This window comes from Curtobacterium sp. Leaf183 (assembly GCF_001424385.1).
Taxonomy (GTDB): domain Bacteria; phylum Actinomycetota; class Actinomycetes; order Actinomycetales; family Microbacteriaceae; genus Curtobacterium.
The window spans coordinates 94,345-111,874 of record NZ_LMPO01000001.1 but is presented as its reverse complement, the minus strand read 5'-3'; the positions used below and the strand labels follow the sequence as shown (position 1 = coordinate 111,874).

General features: G+C 71.5%; 16 protein-coding genes and 1 tRNA gene. 12 read left to right on the top strand and 5 right to left on the bottom strand.

Going from position 1 to position 17,530, the window contains the following annotated elements; translation table 11 throughout:
- Window positions 1–13: 13 nt before the first annotated feature.
- Both ASG04_RS17225 and ASG04_RS00490 read left to right on the top strand, forming a co-directional pair.
- Entirely contained in the window at window positions 14–172 is a 159-nt protein-coding gene (locus ASG04_RS17225; protein ID WP_111106559.1) for a DUF4177 domain-containing protein, read from the top strand.
- A complete protein-coding gene (locus ASG04_RS00490; protein WP_056118733.1) occupies window positions 169–630 on the top strand; it encodes a RidA family protein in 462 nt (153 codons plus the stop codon). Before ASG04_RS17225 ends, ASG04_RS00490 begins: the two co-directional genes overlap by 4 nt.
- A gap of 139 nt (window positions 631–769) precedes the next feature.
- Here the strand turns inward: ASG04_RS00490 and acs are convergent, their stop codons facing one another.
- Entirely contained in the window at window positions 770–2,761 is a 1,992-nt protein-coding gene (gene acs, locus ASG04_RS00485; RefSeq protein WP_056118731.1) for an acetate--CoA ligase, read from the bottom strand.
- A gap of 586 nt (window positions 2,762–3,347) precedes the next feature.
- Between acs and ASG04_RS00480 the strand changes: the two genes are divergently transcribed.
- From ASG04_RS00480 to ASG04_RS00435, 10 genes are all read left to right on the top strand, one after another.
- Window positions 3,348–4,373, top strand: coding sequence for a TadA family conjugal transfer-associated ATPase (locus tag ASG04_RS00480; protein WP_235515381.1), 1,026 nt, complete (start codon window positions 3,348–3,350; stop codon window positions 4,371–4,373).
- A 296-nt stretch (window positions 4,374–4,669) separates the two neighbouring features.
- Window positions 4,670–5,338 (top strand): type II secretion system F family protein, encoded by a 669-nt coding sequence (locus ASG04_RS00475; RefSeq protein WP_235515380.1) that lies wholly within the window; start codon window positions 4,670–4,672, stop codon window positions 5,336–5,338.
- A 176-nt stretch (window positions 5,339–5,514) separates the two neighbouring features.
- Window positions 5,515–5,712 carry a DUF4244 domain-containing protein gene (locus ASG04_RS00470; RefSeq protein ID WP_056120066.1) on the top strand — a complete coding sequence of 66 codons (198 nt, stop codon included), beginning with the start codon at window positions 5,515–5,517 and terminating at the stop codon, window positions 5,710–5,712.
- Between the two features lie 10 nt (window positions 5,713–5,722).
- Window positions 5,723–6,025: a TadE/TadG family type IV pilus assembly protein gene (locus ASG04_RS00465; RefSeq protein WP_056118725.1), complete on the top strand. Its 303-nt coding sequence runs from the start codon at window positions 5,723–5,725 to the stop codon at window positions 6,023–6,025.
- Window positions 6,022–6,387: an Rv3654c family TadE-like protein gene (locus tag ASG04_RS00460; protein ID WP_146245208.1), complete on the top strand. Its 366-nt coding sequence runs from the start codon at window positions 6,022–6,024 to the stop codon at window positions 6,385–6,387. Before ASG04_RS00465 ends, ASG04_RS00460 begins: the two co-directional genes overlap by 4 nt.
- Window positions 6,388–6,515: 128 nt before the next feature.
- Window positions 6,516–9,323 (top strand): type I DNA topoisomerase, encoded by a 2,808-nt coding sequence (topA, locus tag ASG04_RS00455; protein ID WP_056118719.1) that lies wholly within the window; start codon window positions 6,516–6,518, stop codon window positions 9,321–9,323.
- Window positions 9,320–9,952, top strand: coding sequence for a dTMP kinase (gene tmk, locus ASG04_RS00450; RefSeq protein ID WP_056118716.1), 633 nt, complete (start codon window positions 9,320–9,322; stop codon window positions 9,950–9,952). Before topA ends, tmk begins: the two co-directional genes overlap by 4 nt.
- A 25-nt stretch (window positions 9,953–9,977) precedes the next feature.
- A complete protein-coding gene (locus ASG04_RS00445) occupies window positions 9,978–11,120 on the top strand; it encodes a DNA polymerase III subunit delta' (RefSeq protein WP_056118713.1) in 1,143 nt (380 codons plus the stop codon).
- 52 nt (window positions 11,121–11,172) lie between these two features.
- On the top strand, window positions 11,173–11,808 hold the full coding sequence (locus ASG04_RS00440) for a TetR/AcrR family transcriptional regulator (protein WP_056118711.1): 636 nt from the start codon (window positions 11,173–11,175) through the stop codon (window positions 11,806–11,808).
- A gap of 45 nt (window positions 11,809–11,853) precedes the next feature.
- Window positions 11,854–11,929 (top strand) — tRNA-Thr (locus ASG04_RS00435).
- Window positions 11,930–12,024: 95 nt separating this feature from the next.
- Here the strand turns inward: ASG04_RS00435 and ASG04_RS00430 are convergent.
- The 4 genes from ASG04_RS00430 to ASG04_RS00415 all read right to left on the bottom strand — a co-directional run bounded on the left by ASG04_RS00430 (window position 12,025) and on the right by ASG04_RS00415 (window position 17,392).
- Window positions 12,025–12,867, bottom strand: coding sequence for an ABC transporter permease (locus ASG04_RS00430; protein WP_056118708.1), 843 nt, complete (start codon window positions 12,865–12,867; stop codon window positions 12,025–12,027).
- The gene (locus tag ASG04_RS00425; RefSeq protein ID WP_056118705.1) at window positions 12,864–13,784 is read right to left on the bottom strand and encodes an ABC transporter ATP-binding protein; all 921 of its coding nucleotides are present in this window, start codon (window positions 13,782–13,784) and stop codon (window positions 12,864–12,866) included. The genes ASG04_RS00430 and ASG04_RS00425 overlap by 4 nt, the downstream gene beginning before the upstream one ends.
- Window positions 13,785–13,851: 67 nt before the next feature.
- The gene (locus tag ASG04_RS00420; protein WP_056118702.1) at window positions 13,852–15,552 is read right to left on the bottom strand and encodes an alpha-glucosidase; all 1,701 of its coding nucleotides are present in this window, start codon (window positions 15,550–15,552) and stop codon (window positions 13,852–13,854) included.
- Between the two features lie 160 nt (window positions 15,553–15,712).
- Window positions 15,713–17,392, bottom strand: coding sequence for an HAD family acid phosphatase (locus tag ASG04_RS00415; RefSeq protein WP_056118699.1), 1,680 nt, complete (start codon window positions 17,390–17,392; stop codon window positions 15,713–15,715).
- Window positions 17,393–17,530 lie beyond the last annotated feature (138 nt).

Genomic DNA, 17,530 nt, shown 5'->3' with positions numbered 1-17,530 from the left:
GGCAAGGAACCGCATGACTCGCTGGGAGTACTTCACCACGCCCCTGATGATCCACAACACCACCGCCATCCTCAACAACTACGGGGACGAGGGCTGGGAGCTGGTCCAGATCGTCACCGGGCCCGAGGGTGGACTCGTCGCCTACCTGAAGCGTCCGAAGGCCCAGGCATGAGCGTCTCCGACCGGCTCGCCGAGCTCGGGCTGACGATCCCCTCGGTCGCTGCCCCCGTCGCCGCGTACGTGCCGGCGGTCGTCACCGGGCAGTACGTGTACACCGCGGGGCAGCTGCCGTTCGTCGACGGAGCACTCCCGGTCACCGGCAAGGTCGGCTCGGACGTCGACGCCGAGACCGCGACGGCGCAGGCCCGCCAGGCCGCGCTCAACGGGCTCGCCGCCGTGGCCTCGGTCGCCGGGTCGCTCGACCGGGTCGCCCGGGTCATCAAGGTCACGGTCTTCGTGGCGTCGGACCCGTCCTTCACCGGGCAGCCCGGCGTCGCGAACGGCGCATCGACCCTGATCGGTGACGTGTTCGGCGATGCCGGCGTGCACGCGCGGAGCGCCGTGGGCGTCGCCGTGCTCCCGCTGGACGCGCCTGTCGAGGTCGAGCTCGTGGTGGAGCTGACCGCCTGACGGCGGTGACCGACACTGCACACGTAGGTGGGGCCTCTCCCCACCGGCACGGCCGGCCTGCCGCTGGCGCGTCAGTCCGGAACCGGCGGCGTGGGCCCAGTCCGGATCCGGACGGGAGGCCCCACCTGCGTTCTGCGGTCTACATCAGGTCGGTGATGGTCGCCATGATCGTCGGGTCGGCCAGCGTGGTCGTGTCACCGATCTTCCGGCCCTCGGCCGCGTCGCGGAGCAGCCGGCGCATGATCTTGCCGGACCGTGTCTTCGGCAGCTCCGGCACGATGACGACCTGCTTGGGCTTCGCGATCGCGCCGATCCGGGTCCCGACCCAGGCGCGGAGCTCGGCGGCGACGGCGTCGCGGTCGACACCGTCGGCCGCTTCGGTGGTCAGAATTACAAACGCGACGATCGCCTGCCCGGTGGTCTCGTCGGCGGCACCGACGACGGCCGCCTCGGCGACGCCCTCGTGGCCGACGAGTGCCGACTCGATCTCGGCCGTCGAGAGCCGGTGCCCCGAGACGTTCATCACGTCGTCGACCCGGCCCTGCACCCAGATGTCGCCCTGGCCGTCGAGGCGTGCGCCGTCACCGGCGAAGTAGCGGCCGGGGAAGCGGTCCCAGTACGTCTCGACGAACCGGTCCGGGTCGTTCCAGATGCCGCGGGCCATGGACGGCCACGGTTCGGTGATGGTGAGGTAGCCGCTCTCGCCCGGGTCGGCGCGGTGGCCGTCCTCGTCGACGATCTCGGCGACGATGCCGGGCAGCGGCGTCTGGGCGGCACCGGGCTTCAGCTTCGTGACGCCGGGCAGGGCGGAGATCATGATCGCGCCGGTCTCGGTCTGCCACCACGTGTCGACGATCGGGGTGCGGTCGTGGCCGATGACCTGGCGGAACCAGTGCCATGCCTCCGGGTTGATCGGCTCACCGACGCTGCCGAGCAGGCGGAGGCTGTCGAGGCTGCGGGAGTCGGGGACCTGGCGGCCGCCCTTCATCGCCGCGCGGACGGCGGTCGGGGCGGTGTAGAGGACGGTGACGCCGTAGGAGTCGACGATGTCCCACCACCGACCGGGCTGCGGCTCGTCCGGCGTGCCCTCGTAGAGCACCTGGGTGACGCCGTTCGCCAGCGGGCCGTAGACGACGTACGTGTGCCCGGTGATCCACCCGATGTCGGCCGTGCACCAGTACACGTCCTTGTCGGGGTGGATGTCGAAGACGTTGCGGTGCGTGTACGTGGCCTGCGTCAGGTAGCCGCCGGACGTGTGCACGATGCCCTTCGGCTTCCCGGTCGTGCCCGAGGTGTACAGGATGAACAGCGGGTTCTCGGCCGGGAAGGCCCGCGCGTCGTGGTGCGCGTCGGCGGTGGCGAACACGTCGTGCCACCACAGGTCACGCGCGTCGTCCCACGCGACCTCGTTGCCGCCGCGACGGACGACCAGCACGTGCTCCACGCTGTCGGTGCCCTCGCCCGCCAGTGCTTCGTCGACCGCCGGCTTCAGCGGGGCGACGGCCCCGCGGCGCCAGCCGCCGTCGGCGGTGACCACGAGCTTCGCGCCGGCGTCCTCGATGCGGGCGCGGAGGCTCTCGGCGCTGAACCCGCCGAAGACGACCGAGTGCACGGCACCGATGCGGGCCACGGCGAGCATCGTCACGACGGCCTCGGGGATGAGCGGCATGTAGACGACGACGCGGTCACCCTGCGTGACGCCCAGGTCGGTCAGCATGTTCGCAGCGCGTTGCACGTCGGCGGTGAGCTCGGCGTACGTGATGCGACGGGTGTCGCCGGGAGCGCCCTCGAAGTGGATCGCGACCCGGTCCCCGTTGCCCGCTCGGACGTGGCGGTCCAGGCAGTTCTCCGCGACGTTGAGCGTGCCGTCCGCGAACCACGTCGCGAAGGGGGCCCCGGACCAGTCCAGGGTCTGCGTGAACGGGGTCCGCCAGTCCAGCAGCGTCCGCGCCTGCTCGCCCCAGAACGCCGGGCGGTCGGAGCGCGCGGCGTCGTGCAGGTCCTCGTGCGCGACGGCGTCGGCGACGAACTCGGGAGACGGGGGGAAGGTCCGCTCGGTATCGGCTGCGGCGTCGGTCGGGCCGGCTGCTGCGTCGTCGTTGCGGGGGTCGACCTGGGTCGGAGTGGACATCGATGTCCTTTCGCGTCGTTGCGTCCTCGTGCAGTCGGAGACTACCCCCGGACGCGAGGGCACCGATGCCCGGGACCGCGCGGGCGTGTGCGGTGCACAAGCCGGTCGACGCACAGCGGCGCGTCGAGGTTGCCCGAGTGCGCGAGTCTTGGGGTACACTCGATCTCGCTGGGCTCGTTCCCGGCGGCATCGGATCGGATTCCCCCCAATCCTCCGTTGTCCTGGCGGCACCTGTTCCCCCCAACCGGTGCCGCCTCTTCTTTTTCCCGGATGCGCCCGACACGTGTCGTCGAGCGTTCCGGTCCTCACGACCCCGTCGATCCGCACCGTGCCGCGGAACCATGGACAGAACGGTCCACGTCGGCGCCCACCGCCGCATCGGGTCGTGGGCGCCCTCGCGCCGGGTCGGCGGTCCTCCTCCCGCCCCACCGGCGGCGATCCGGCGGCACCGTGCCGAGCGGCACTCGGCGGGGTACGCCGCGACTGAACGGGGTACAAAAGCGCGCACTGCTGGGGACGACGCAAACCGTCCACAACGGCAGGACCAGGCTCGGGATGCAGGACGATGCGCCCTAGCGTGCCGCAGATGCACCGTCATCGCGCCGATCCCGCACTGTTCCTCCCCGGCCAGGCCACTCCCACCCGGATCCGGTCCGGACCCGACCCGCTGGTGTTCGAGGAACTCGCACCACTGGTGCACGACGACACGGTCACGGACGTGCTCGTCCAGGGCGGCGCCGGGGTGTGGGTCGACCGCGGGGCCGGGCTGGTCCGGACCGGCACCCGTCTGGACGAACGGCGCACCCGCGAGCTCGCGACGAGCCTGGTCGCGGCGGGCGGTCGGCACGTCGACGAGACGACCCCGGTGGCCGACGTCCGACACGGGGACGGCATCCGCGTCCACGTCGTGCTCGCGCCGGTCGCGGTCGGGGGCACGGCGATCTCGATCCGACTGCCCCGCGGCCGCCGACCGACGCTCGACGACCTGGATCGGTCGCACACGTTCGACCGGGTCCCGCGTCGGGTCGTGGAGGACGCCGTGCGCCTGCGGCGGAACGTGCTGGTCTCCGGGGCGACCGGCAGCGGCAAGACCACCCTGCTCGGCGCCATGCTCGCCCGGGTCCCGCACGGCGAACGCATCGTGACGGTCGAGGACGTCGCCGAGCTCCGCGTCGACCACCCGCACGTCGTCGCACTCGAGGCGCGCCAGGCCAACGCGGAGGGCGCCGGGGCGCTCGGCCTCGACCGGCTCGTGCGCGAGGCGCTCCGCATGCGTCCGGACCGACTCGTCGTGGGCGAGTGCCGCGGGGCCGAGGTGCGCGAGCTCATGTCGGCGCTCAACACCGGGCACGACGGGGGTGCGGGGACCGTGCACGCCAACGGTCTCGACGACGTCCCCGCGCGGCTCGAGGCGCTCGGGGGACTGGCGGGGCTCGAGCCCACCGTGCTGGCGCGCCAGGCCGTCAGCGCCTTCGACCTGGTCCTCCACGTCGAACGCCGTCGCGGGGTACGCCGACTCGGGGCGGCGGGGCAGCTGCGTCTCGACCGGGGTGGTCGGCTCGCGGTCGACTGTGTGACCGGGGGAGCGACGTCGACCACTCGCCGCGGGTGAGCGCGCCCGCCGGGTTCGACCCGGTCCGGACCGCGCGGGTGCTCGACCGGGTCGCGACGCTGGTGACCGCGGGGGCCGCTCCGGCGCGGGCGTGGGCGCTCGTCGAGGGCCGGGGCGACGGTGTGGCGGGTGCGGGTGCGGGTGCGGGTGCGAGGGTGGGTGCTGGTGCTGGTGCTGGTGCTGGTGCTGGTGCTGGTGCTGGTGCCGTTTCTGGCGCTGGCGCTGGTGCAGGGCTGGGTGCTCGCGCGACCGCTCGTGGCTCGGCTGCCGCGGACGACGTGCGGGTCGTGGTCGCGGTGGCGGATCGCACCGGGGCGCCGGTCGCCCCCACCCTGCGCGCATTGGCCGAGGCGCTGCGGCGCACCGCCGCCGGTGACCGCGCGGTCCGCGTCGCGCTCGCCGGACCCCGCACGAGCGCGAACGTGGTGCTCGCGCTCCCGGTGCTGGGCGTCGTGCTCGCCTCGCTGTGGGGTGTGGACACGCTGGGCGTGCTCGTCGGCTCCCCGGTCGGTTGGGCGTCCCTGGTCACGGCGGCGTGCCTGGTCGGCACCGGCAGCGCGTGGTCGCGGCGGCTGGTGCGCGCCGTGGAGCCCGACGGGCGGATCCCGGGCGTGCTGCTCGACGTCTGGGCGGTCGCGCTCTCCGGCGGCGGTTCGTGGTCCGGAGCGGGCGACGTCGTGCGCGCGGCGGTGGGGGACCGGCCGACGGACCCGGAGGAGCAGGCCCGCCTGTCCGAGACACTGACACTCGCCCGACGTGCCGGCGTGCCCGCGGCGGCGCTCCTCCGTTCGGCGGCCGAGGACCTGCGCGAGGACGCGGCAGCCGCGTCGCTGGCGGATGCAGAGCGCCTGGGCGTCCGACTCGTCGTGCCGCTCGGGGTGTGCGTCCTGCCGGCGTTCGTCCTGGTCGGGGTGGTGCCGGTCGTGGTCGCACTCCTCTCCTCCACCGTCGCCGGGCTCGGGTGAAGCGTCCACAACCGGGCCGAGTGGGGCCCGTCGGCGAGGCGATCGCGCCAGGCTCGGAGCACCACCGAGAAGGGACCCACACCATGACACTGTCCACACAGCACCGCACCGATCCGTCCCGTGTCGACGAACAACGTCTCGACGAGCCCGGTGCGGACGAACTCTGCGCCGACGAACTGCGCGCCGACGAACTCCGCGCCGACGAGCCCGGTGCGGACGCCCTGCGTGCTGACGACCGGGGGTCGGCGACGGCGGAGTACGCGGTCGTCATCCTCGCGGCGGTCGCGTTTGCCGGCGTCCTCGTCGCCGTGATGCGCTCCGGCGAGGTCCAGTCGATCCTGACCGACCTCGTCCGCGGTGCGCTCTCGCTGTGACCGCGGGGCGGTGACCGTCGAGTTCGCACTCGCGCTCCCCGTCGTCGCGGTGGTCGTCACGGTCGCCGTCGCGGGGGTCCTCCTCGTCGACACCCAGGGGCGACTGCAGCTCGCAGCGGCCACCGCGTCGCGAGCGATCGGGCGCGGCGACGCCGCCACCGGGCAGGCGGCGCTCGCGGGTCTCGGCACCGGGACGTCCAGCGCCGTAACCCACCGTGACGGCCTGGTGTGCGTCCGGGTCGAACGGCAGCCCGCCGGGCCGCTGCCGGTGGTCCTGCGGGGCGACGCGTGCGCCGCGAACGGCGGCGGGTGAGCACCGGCGGCCGCGGTGACCGGGGCTCGGCCACCGTGGTGATGGTCGCGGTCGTCGCGGTGGTGCTCGCGCTCGTCAGCGCCCTGGTGACCGCGGCCGCCGTCCGGGGCGGCACGGTCCGGGCACAGGGTGCTGCCGACGCGGGGGCGCTCTCCGGTGCCGCGGCACTCGTCGGCCTCGTCCCGGGGGGCCCCTGCGCTGTCGCCGACACCGCGGTCACCGCCTCCGGAGCGGTCCTCGCGTCCTGCGAGACCGCGAGTGGCGTGGTCCGGGTGGCCGTCACGGTCCACTCCGGACCGTTCGCGGTCGACGCGGACGCGGTGGCCGGTCCCGCCCCTCCCACGCCGCACCGTCAGCGATGACCTCGTCCGGCAGGCATCCCCGGCACTGTGTGTATGGTGTGCCTGTCGGCCCGCCGGTCATCGATGTCCCGGTCGACCCGGACGCGTCCGCGTCCCAGGGCCGACAGCACCATCGATCAAGGAGTCACGTGCCAGGCACGAAGAAGCTCGTGATCGTCGAGAGCCCCGCGAAGGCGAAGACGATCGCGCAATACCTCGGTGACGGATACGAGGTCCAGGCGTCAGTCGGGCACATCCGTGACCTCATCGAGCCCAAGAACCTCCCCGCCGAGCTGAAGAAGGGGTCGGTCGGCAAGTTCTCGGTCGACGTCGACAACGGCTTTGAGCCGTACTACGTCGTCTCCGACGCCAAGAAGAAGACCGTCGCCGACCTCAAGCGCGCCCTGAAGGACGCCGACGAGCTCTACCTCGCAACTGATGAGGACCGCGAGGGCGAGGCCATTGCGTGGCACCTGCTCCAGGTGTTGAAGCCGAAGGTCCCCGTGAAGCGGATGGTGTTCCACGAGATCACCAAGGAAGCGATCCAGCGGGCGCAGGAAGCCACCCGCGAACTCGACACCGCGCTCGTCGACGCGCAGGAGACCCGCCGCATCCTCGACCGTCTCTACGGCTTCGAGGTCTCACCCGTCCTGTGGCGCAAGGTCGGACCCGGCCTGTCCGCCGGCCGCGTGCAGTCCGCCGCGACGCGTCTCGTCGTCGACCGTGAGCGCGAGCGCCTGGCGTTCGTCTCCGCCAACTACTGGGACCTGACCGCCCGGTTCGAGAAGGCCGGCGACAGTGCCTTCACGGCCAAGCTCGCCCGGATCCACGGCACCCGCGTCGCCTCCGGCCGCGACTTCGACGACCGGGGTGTCACCACCTCCGACGCCGTGCGGCTCGACGAGGCCTCCGCCACCGCCCTCACCGCCGTGCTCGAGCGTGCCGGGGACGCGGTCGTGCGCAGCGTCGACTCGAAGCCCTACACACGTCGACCAGCCGCGCCCTTCACCACGTCGACCCTGCAGCAGGAAGCCGCGCGCAAGCTCCGGTTCTCCGCGCGACAGACGATGAGCGTCGCGCAGTCGCTCTACGAGAACGGCCACATCACCTACATGCGAACCGACTCCGCGTCGCTCTCGCAGCAGGCCGTCTCCGCCGCTCGCAAGCAGGCCTCCGAGCTCTACGGCGGGGACACGATCCCGGACAAGCCGCGCAGCTACGCCGGCAAGAGCAAGAACGCCCAGGAGGCGCACGAGGCGATCCGTCCCGCCGGTGACGTGTTCCGGACGCCGTCGCAGATGGAGAAGGTCCTCCGCGGCAACGACTGGAAGCTCTACGACCTCATCTGGAAGCGGACCGTCGCCTCGCAGATGGCGGACGCCAAGGGCTCGACCGCGTCGGTCGTCCTCGGGATCACCTCCGCCGAGCCCGTCGAGGGCCTCGCGTCCACGGCGCAGGGCACGGACGTGGAGTTCACCGCGTCCGGCACCGTCATCACGTTCCGCGGCTTCCTCAACGCCTACGAAGAGGGCCGCGACGAAGAGCGTCACGACGCGTCGGCGAACGCCGCGGACGCCAAGCTCCCGGCGATGGCCGAAGGCGACCACCTCGGTGTCGACGAGGTCGAGGCCAAGGGCCACGACACCTCCGCTCCGCCGCGCTACACCGAGGCCAGCCTGGTCAAGACGCTCGAGGAGCTCGGCATCGGGCGTCCCTCCACCTACGCGGCGATCATCTCGACGATCGTCGACCGCGGGTACGTCACACCGCGCGGCACGTCGCTCGTCCCGAACTGGATCGCGTTCAGCGTGGTCCGGTTGCTCGAGGACTACTTCGGCGACCTCGTGCAGTACGACTTCACGGCCGAGATGGAGAACGACCTGGACCGGATCGCCAACGGCGAGGCCGACCGCGTCGACTGGCTCAAGGGCTTCTACTTCGGTGGCGGCGACCAGCGCGGACTCCGCACGGTCATCGACAACCTCGGCGAGATCGACGCCAGGGAGATCAACTCCGTCGAGCTCTCGCCCGGGCTGACCCTCCGCATCGGTCGGTACGGCCCGTACATCGAGACGCCGAGCGACGACCCGGAGAAGCCCCGCCGCGTCAACGTGCCCGAGGACCTCGCCCCCGACGAGCTCACGGCGGACAAGGCACGCGAACTCGTCGAGGCCCCGGTCGTCGGCGACCGCGTGGTGGGGATCAACCCGGAGACGGGGAAAGAGGTCCTGGCGAAGGACGGCCGCTTCGGTCCGTACGTGACCGAGCGCACGCCCGAGCCCCAGGTGGACCCCGCCACGGGAGAGGTCATCGAGACCCCTGCCGAGCCGGAGCCCGTCGCGACGAAGACCGCCGCTGCGACGAAGACCGCCGCTGCGAAGAAGGCCGCCGCCGGCACGACGGCGACCGCGACCAAGGCCAAGAAGCCCGCCAAGAAGGCTGCTGCTCCGAAGGAGCGCACCGCGTCGCTGTTCAAGTCGATGGACCCGCAGAGCGTGGACCTCGAGACCGCGCTGAAGCTCCTGTCCCTGCCCAGGACGGTCGGTGCCGACCCGGAGTCCGGTGACGAGATCACGGCGCAGAACGGCCGGTACGGGCCGTACCTGAAGAAGGGGACGGACACCCGCACGCTGCCGAGCGAGGACGCGATCTTCGACGTCGACCTCGCCGGAGCGCTCGAGATCTTCGCCCAGCCCAAGTACGGCGCCAAGCGGGCCGCGAGTGCGTCCCTCAAGGAGTTCGAAGCGGACCCGGTGTCGGGCAAGCCGATCAAGATGAAGGACGGCCGATTCGGGCCGTACGTCACCGACGGCGAGACGAACGCCACGATCCCGCGCGGCGAAGAGGTCGAGTCCGTGGACTTCGAGCGCGCCGTCCAGCTGCTCGCGGACAAGCGAGCCAAGGGGCCGGTCAAGAAGAAGCCCGCCGCCCGACGCGCACCGGCCAAGAAGAAGTGACCGGTCGCTTCATCACGCTCGAGGGCGGCGACGGCGCAGGCAAGACCACCCAGGCGGAGCTGCTCGCGACGTGGCTCGGTTCGCACGGCAGAACGGTCGTCCGGACCAGGGAACCCGGGGGCACCGACCTCGGGCTGCGGGTCCGCGAGATCGTCCTGCACGAGCGCGGACACGTCGCTCCGCGTGCCGAGGCCCTGCTGTACGCCGCCGACCGCGCCCACCACGTCGAGACCGTGGTCCGACCGGCGATGGCCCGGGGCGACATCGTGTTGCAGGACCGCTACATCGACTCCTCGGTCGCCTACCAAGGTGTCGCGCGCGGCCTCGGCGCCGACCAGGTCCGCAGCGTCTCCGACTGGGCCGCCGACGGGCTCGTGCCGGATGCGACAGTGCTGTTGGACCTCGACGTGACCGTGGGGCGCACTCGCGTCGCCGCGGCGCGGGGCGACACGTTCGACCGACTCGAGTCCGAGGCCGCGGCGTTCCACGAGACCGTCCGCCAGGCGTTCCTGGAGATGGCAGCCGCCGAACCCGACCGGTTCCTGGTGGTCGACGCGGCCGCCCCGAGCGACCAGGTGCAGGCAGCGATCCGCGCCGGCATCGGCCCGTTGGTCGGGATCGCTCCGTGACGGTGGTCGCTGCGAAGATGGCGCTGTGAGCGTCTGGGACGGCCTGACCGGGCAGGAAGAAGCGGTGGCCGCGCTGCGGAACGCCGCCGAGTCGCCCGACGGCACCGGCGGCATGACCCACTCGTGGCTCATCACCGGTCCGCCCGGATCGGGCAGGTCCAACGTGGCGACCGCCTTCGCCGCGGCGCTCGTCGGCTCCGGGCCCGACGACGACCACACGCTCCGGCAGATCACCGCGCACACGCACCCGGACGTCGCCGTCCTCACGACGCAGCGCGTCATCATCACCATCGACGAGATCCGCCAGCTCGTCACCTCGTCGTACTACTCGCACTCGGTGGGTCGGTGGCGCGTCGTCGTGATCGAGGACGCCGACCGCATGACCGAGCGCACATCGAACCTGTTGCTCAAGGCGCTCGAGGAACCCCCGGAGCGCACCGTGTGGATCCTCTGCGCCCCGAGTGAAGCCGACCTGCTGCCGACGATCCGGTCCCGCGTCCGTTCGGTGCGGCTCCGTGTCCCGGGCATCGAGGCCGTCGCCGACCTCCTGGTGGCGCGCAACGGCGTCGACCGCGACCTGGCGCTCGACGCGGCTCGCCAGGCGCAGAGCCACATCGGCATGGCGCAGCGCCTCGCGACGAGTGCCGACGCGCGCGACCGTCGCCGTCGCACGCTGCAGACCGTGCTCCGCATCCGGGGCGTCGGCGACGCGGTCACCGCGGCAGCGGAGCTCCTCGCCGTCGCCGACGAGGACGCCAAGGCCATCACGCTCGAGCGCGATGCCGAGGAACGCGATGCCGCCCTCCGCTCGCTCGGTGTCGAACCCGGGGGCACCGTCCCGCCGGCGCTCCGGTCGCAGCTCCGTGCGATGGAGGACGACCAGAAGCGCCGGGCGACGCGCAGCCTGCGGGACGGCCTCGACCGCATCCTCGTCGATGTGTCCTCGCTCTACCGGGACCTGCTGCTCATGGGGCTCGGGGCGCCGGGTGAACCCGTGAACCTGGCGATGCAGGACGACCTCGACCGCGCGCTCGACTCGGTCCCGCCGGCGGCCGCGCTCGAGGTCCTCGACGCCGTCGCGCTCGCCCGAACGCGGATCGCGGCCAACGTCGCCGCACTCCTGGCACTCGAAGCGCTCCTGGTGACGGTCGTCCGGGCCCTCCGCTGAGAGCAGTCCGAGGTCGGTCCGCCCAGCCGGTCCGACATGGGACAATCAGCCCATGCCCGATGCAGAACCCGGCCTGCGTGAACGGAAGCGACGCGCCACCCGACTCGCCATCCAGCAGGCCGCCCTCCGCATCGCGATCGAGGACGGCCTGGCCGCGGTCACCGTGGACGAGGTCTCGCGCCGCGCGGACATCTCTCCGCGCACGTTCTTCAACTACTTCCCGAGCAAGGAACAGGCGATCCTGGGGGACGACCCCACCCTGCCGGACGACCAGGCCCTCGACGCGTTCGTCGCCGGCGGCCCGACGGGTGAACTGCTCGGCGACGTCGGGGCGCTCCTGGTGCACTCGGCGCGGGAACTGATCGAGGAGCGCGGGCTGATCACCGAGCGCCAGCAGGTGCTGCGCGCCAATCCCGAGCTCTTCAGCCAGCGGATGGCCTCGATGAAGGAGTTCCAGGCCGAACTCGAGACGGTGATCGCCCGGCGCATGACCCATGACGACCCGACCGTCACCGAGGACCAGGCGTCCCTGCACCGCCGCGCTCGACTGGCGTCGCTGGTGTCGTTGGCGACCCTCCGACACGCGTGGTGGGAGTGGTCCGAATCGCCCGCGCAGTCGCACCTGGTGGACGACCTGCAGCGCTCCTTCGACGAGCTCGGGTCGCTCGTTTCGCGCTCGCTCGTCTGAACCTGTATAGTCGTGACCCGTGCCGCTCCGGTCTCCGGAGCGTCCGCCGCCTTAGCTCAGTCGGTAGAGCGATTCACTCGTAATGAATAGGTCGTCGGTTCGATTCCGACAGGCGGCTCCACGAAGCAACGAGGAAAACCCCCGGTCTCCCGGGGGTTTTCCTCGTTCCGGAATCGGCACCCGATCACTCCGATCGCGCCACGCGATGCCCGACGATCACACGTCCCGACTCCGCGCGACGGCGACCGCCAGCGCCCCGACGGCAACGACCTCGGCAGCCAGGACCCCGAAGCCGCCCCAGCCGTTGAGCACGAGCCCGGTCTGCGCCGCCGCGGGCACGCCCGGAGGGGAGTACGTGAACAGCTTGCCGCCGGCCTGCGACGGCAGCAGGTTCGCCACGTCGAGGATCCACTGCGCGTTCGTCAGGCTGGCGAAGACCGACAGGATGACCGGCAGCACGAGCAGGATGCCGAGCGTGATCGCGATCCCACCGGCGCTGGAGCGGACGAGCAGCCCGATCCCGTACGCCAGCAGGGCGAGCAGGGTGACGTAGACGGACGAGCCGAGGATCGGCAGGACCACGGCGGGGTCGCTGAGGTGCGGGTGGACGTCGTTGGTCGCCTGCAGCGCGGTCGACACTGCGACGCCGATCCAGGTCGACACGGCACTGACCAGGAACGTCGTCGCGGCGAGGACACAGGCCTTGGCGAGGACCACGCCGATGCGGCGGGGGTCGGCGGTGAAGGTCGACCGGATCTGCCCGGTGCCGTACTCACCGGTGATGATGAGCACGCCCAGGACCCCGACGACGAGCGCCGTGATGGACACCCCGGCGGTGTTGATGTTCACGATCTGCGCGTTCGCCGCGTCGGTGGGCAGCGCGGTGCCGCCCCGGTTGACCAGCGCACCGAGCAGCACGGCCATGGCGATCGTCAGGACGACGAGCGCGCCGTAGCACCACACGGTGGACCGGATGCTGCGGAGCTTGATCCACTCGCTGCGGACCAGCCGGGGGAAGGACAGGCGGGCGTCGGGCGGGATCGTGGCGGTCGTGGTCATCGGGTGCCCTCCGATCGGTACTCGACGTCGTCGCGGGTCAGGGCCATGTAGGCCTCCTCGAGGCTGGCGCCCACCGGGGTGAGCTCGTGCAGGACGATCCCCGCCTGGGCGGCGATCGCGCCGATCGTCGGGGCGTCGGGACCGACGACCAGGAACGACCCGTCGTCGCGCGGTGTGACCGCGGTGGCGGCGGCACCGATCGCCGGGAACAACCGGTCCGGCGTCGGCGTGCGGACGACGACACGCGTCCCACCGCCGCCGTCCGAGCCGGCGACGAACTCGGCGATGGGAGCGTCGGCCAGGACCCGGCCCCGGCCGAGCACGACCACGCGGTCAGCCGTCTGCGCCATCTCGCTCATCAGGTGGCTCGACAGGAAGACGGTGCGGCCGTCGGCGGCCAGACGCCGGGCGAGCTGCCGGACCCACAGCACGCCGTCCGGGTCGAGGCCGTTGACCGGTTCGTCGAGGATGAGCGTCCGTGGGTCGCCGATCAACGCCGCGGCGATGCCGAGCCGCTGTCCCATGCCCAGCGAGAACCCGCCCACGCGTTTGCGTGCGACGGACTCCAGCCCGGTCATGTCGATGACCTCGTGCACGCGGGACTTCGGGATCCCGTGGGTCGCCGCGAGCGACAGCAGGTGGTTGTAGGCGCTCCGCCCGGTGTGCACCGCCTTGGCCTCGAGCAGCGCTCCGACCTGGCGCAGGGGGTCGCGGAGTGCCTGGTACGGCTGCCCGTTCACGGTGGCGCGTCCGGAGGTGGGCCGGTCGAGTCCCATGATCATGCGCATCGTGGTGGACTTCCCGGCGCCGTTCGGCCCGAGGAAGCCGGTCACGCTGCCCGGTCGGACGACGAAGGAGACGTCGTCGACGGCGAGCTTCGGACCGTATCGTTTGGAGAGATGGTCGACTTCGATCACGGCGCCACGGTACGGCAGCGCTCACCTCGGGAACCTCCCCCGCGAGGGTGAGATCAGCGGTGCGACGTCAGCCCAGGTCCTCGTGCACCCGCGCCTCCCAGGGCTGCAGTGATCGGGCGTCGTCCGGTGCGGGGACGCCGAGGTTCCCCAGCACGCAGCGACCGAGACGCTCCGCGACGGCGTCGGGCAGCGTCATCCTCGAGGAGGACAGGTTCGCCACGACGACCAGCCCCGGCTCCGCGGCGTCCTCGAGCGACCGGGTGAACGCCCACAGCGCCGCGTGGTCCGCCTCGAGCAGGGTGAAGTCGCCGACGCGGACGGTCCTGGAGTCATGTCGCAGCGCGATCAGCCTGCGGTGGTGCTCGTACACCGAGCGCTCCCCGGCGGCTCGGTCCGACGCGACGGTGACCCGCGGCCAGCCCTGGCCCATGCCGATCCACGGTTCGACGTCCGAGAACCCGCCGGCCGGCGTCGCGTCGTCCCACGGGATCGGCGTGCGGGCGTTGTCACGGCTGCGGACCGCCAGCGCCTGGAGTGCGTCGTCGACGGGCATGCCCCGCCCGACGACGCCCCGGAACCAGTTGAGCGACTCGATGTCGCGGTACTCGTCGATGGCGGTGAACCCCGCGTTCAGCATGCCGATCTCGTCGCCCTGGTACAGGTAGGGCGTCCCGCGGTGCAGGTGGAGGACCGTCGCGAGCAGGGTCGCCGACTCGTAGCGCAGGTCGAAGGGGTCGGCCCGGAACCCGTGCGCGGCGGCGACGGCAGCGGCGCCGAAGCGGGACACCGGACGCGGCTGGTCGTGGTTGGCCAGGTACAGCGAGTTCCACCCGGTGTCGGCCAGGCCGGTCTGCCAGCGTGCGAGCGAGGCCTTGAGCGCCACCAGGTCGAACGGCTCGTTGTCGAACTTGGACGTCGGTCCGTGATCGAGCCCGACGTGCTCGAACTGGAACACCATGTCGAGCTCGTGCCGTTCGGGGTCCGTGAACAGGACCGCGTCCTCGACGGTCACGCCCGGCATCTCACCGACCGTCAGCAGCGCGTCACGACCGGCGAACACGCGTTCGTGCATCTCCTGCAGGTGGTCGTGGATGCGCGGCTGCATGACGTACGCCGCACTGCCGTCCGCGAGTGCCGCCGGGTCCTTGGCGATGTGGTTGATGACGTCCATCCGGAAGCCGTCGACTCCCCGGTCGAGCCAGTGGTTCATCATCGTGTACACGGCGTCCCGCATGTCCGCGTTGTCCCAGTTCAGGTCGGGCTGCTGCGGCGTGAACATGTGGAGGTAGTACTGACCGGTACCGGGGTCCCACGACCACGCCGGGCCGCCGAACGCCGCGCGCCACTCGTTCGGTTCGTGGCCGTCCACCGGGTCGCGCCAGATGTACCAGTCGTGCTTGGGGCAGGTGCGGGACAGCTTGGCGGCCTGGAACCAGGGGTGCTGGTCGCTCGAGTGGTTGACGACGAGGTCCATCACCACCTTCATGCCGTGGCGGTGCACCTCGACCAGCAGCGCGTCGAACTCGTCCAGGGTGCCGAACAGCGGGTCGATGTCCTCGTAGTCGCTGATGTCGTAGCCGTTGTCCGCCTGCGGGGACCGGTACACGGGCGACAGCCAGACGACGTCGACACCGAGGTCGGCGATGTGGTCCAGGCGACGCCGGAGCCCGGCGAGGTCCCCGATCCCGTCGCCGTTGCCGTCCGCGAAGCTGCGCGGGTAGACCTGGTAGACCACCGCTCCGGTCCACCACGGTTCTGGTTCGTCCACAGTCGGCGCCTCCTCGCGAGTCCCGTGCAGGGCACGGAGCGGAACCGGCCGGGTGCCGTGCCGTGGCTCCTGACCGGACCGGGGCCGGACTGGAGGCCCGTGGCGGTCGGCCACGGGCCTCCAGTCCGGTACGACCCCTGGTCGTTGCGACGCTACGCGCTCACGGCAGGTAGTACGTGGGGTTCGGCAGCTTCACCGCCCGGTCGGCCGAGCCGCCCAGCAGGTCGCTGTACTGGTCACCCACGTTCGCGACGATGTCGTACCGTCCCCCGCTCGGTGTCTCGATGTGCGCCCGCGTCTGCGCCTTGTACTCGACCGTGGTGCACTTCGCGGACGCGCACGTGATGTACGCAGGCTGCTGGGAGGCGCCGATGCCCGTCCACTTCGTGTAGTAGGTCTGGGTCCCGCGCTGCTCGGCGGTGATCTGTGGGTAGCCCACCTTCTGCAGGTTCGCGATCGTCGCGGCCTTCTGGTCGTCGTTGCGTCCGGTCAGCCCGATCACCGTGCACCCCGCGCGCTGCGCGACCCCGGCCAGCGAGGTCATGGAGGGGGTGGCGGGGAAGCGCTGGTCCTGGACCCAGACGTCCTGTTCGGCGGGGTCGAAGACGAAGTGCATGTCGGCGACCTCCATGTCGTACGTCCACAGCGTGGTGTCGTCGGCGTCGAGGACGATCGCCGGGTTCCGGTGCTGGTGCCGGGCGACGACGCACTGCGCGGCGATGACCGGCGCCTGACGGGCGACGATCGACCGCATCTCGCGGATGTACGGCGAGTCGGTCTTGTCCGCGATGCCGGTGCCGGGATCGCCGTAGTACGTGGCGATCGTCTTCTTGACCGAGTCGATGTTCGGGATCCCCTCGCCACCCTGGGTCGCGCCCGAGGAACCGTCAGCGGCCATGGTGAACCGGGTGCGCGGCGCGAGCCGTGGTTCCGACACTCCGGGCAGGTTCGTCGAGGGGAGGTAGTAGGTCGGGTTCGGCAGCTTGACCGAGCGGTCCGCGAACCCGCCCTGCAGGTCGCTCCACTGGTCGCCGACGTTGAGCGTGATGTCGTACCCGAGGTCCTGCTCGATGTGCCTGCGCGTCTGCGCCTTGTACTCGACCGTCGTGCAGGACGCCGTCGCACACGTGATCCAGGCGGGCTGGGTGCTGTCGCCCTTGCCGGTCCACTTCGTGAAGAAGTCGTCCGACGTGAACCCCTGGTAGCCCACCTTCGTCAGGTTCGCGAGGGTGGCGGCCTTCTGGTCGTCGTTGCGTCCGGTCAGCCCGAACACCGTGAACCCCATGCTCGATGCCGTGTTCACGAAGCCGACCATCGACGGGACGGCGGGGAAGCGCTGGTCCTGGACCCAGACGTCCTGTTCGGCCGGGTCGAAGACGAAGTGCATGTCGGCGACCTCCATGTCGTAGGTCCACAGCGTGGTGTCGTCGGCATCGAGCACGATCGCCGGCTTCTCACCGTGCCGGACCGCGCGGTCGTGGATCTGTCGGAGCTGCCGTGTCTGTCGGTCGACGATCGCGCGCACCTCGCGGATGTACGGCGAGTCGGTCCGGTCGGCCAGACCCGTACCGGGGTCGCCGTAGTAGGTCGCGATGGTCTTCTTGTCGGAGTCGATGTTGGGGATGCCCTCACCGCCCTGCGTGGCGCCCGAGGACCCGTCCGGCGCCATCGTGAACGACGTGCGTGGGGTGAGTCCGGCGTCCGGGTCTGCGCCGTGACCGGGTGGACCCCAGCCGTGTGCCGACGCGGGAGCGCCCCCGACGACGGTCGAGGTGATCATGAGCACGGCCCCGACAGCCGCGACGGAGAGGAACCGGGACGTGGACGCGATACGGCGCATGGGTTTCCTGATCTTCGGTTGTCGACCCCCGAGCGGGGGACGCAGGAGCACGCTAGCTGGCAGTCAGCCGGGTAGTCCACTGGTCCGCGATGACGTGGACGACGTCCCGCACCGGACGTGGCTGTGGAGGGCCACCTG